The sequence below is a fragment of the Hallella faecis genome, assembly GCF_018789675.1.
Classification (GTDB): Bacteria; Bacteroidota; Bacteroidia; order Bacteroidales; family Bacteroidaceae; genus Prevotella; species Prevotella faecis.
Map to the genome: position 1 here is coordinate 1 of NZ_JAHKBE010000150.1, position 676 is coordinate 676.

The following is a 676-nucleotide window of genomic DNA, read 5'->3' on the forward strand; positions in this document are numbered from 1 at the left end:
GCAACGCCATCACACCAACAAGCGTACTCGCAGGATGATCCGTCGACAGTTGGATCTGTTAGGGAAGATTCTCAAAGAGTTAAGAAGACTCGACAGAGAAAATCCCTGCGCAGGAATCTTCTCCGATAAGCAACTCGCAGAAATAGAGACGATAACGAAGATATACCGTCAGCAGCATAAGCATCACGAGAGTGGCAATGCCAAGGAGAGCATTCCTAATCGTATCGTAAGCGTCAACAAACCATACATACGTCCAATCGTCCGTGGCAAGGAAGTAAAGAAGGTCGAGTTTGGAGCCAAGTGTAACAACATACAGGTTGATGGCCTGTCGTTCATCGAGAAACTTTCGTTCAACGCATTCAATGAGGGTACTCGTCTTGTGCATTGTGTAAAGCTTGCAGAGAAACTCTTTGGAGAGAAGATCACCAAACTGGCTGGCGACTGCAGTTATTCTGGTAATGCCAACCGTTCTTTCTGCAGTGAACAAAACATAGTGACTTCATTCTCGCAGAAAGGCAGGAAGCGAGAAACCACGTCCACTGTCAGCATGGTCAAGAAAGAACTTGCCCGTGTACGAGCCACAGCAATGGAAGGATCCTTTGGAACGCAGAAGGAACATTACGGACTCAAGCGGATAAGCGGCCGAATCAAGAAGACAGAAATCCTAATCATCTTC

1 pseudogene is annotated in these 676 nt (G+C 46.9%); it reads left to right on the forward strand.

The features are described from left to right. A pseudogene (locus KM934_RS12905) lies at positions 1-676 on the forward strand (DDE transposase); the annotation flags it as partial.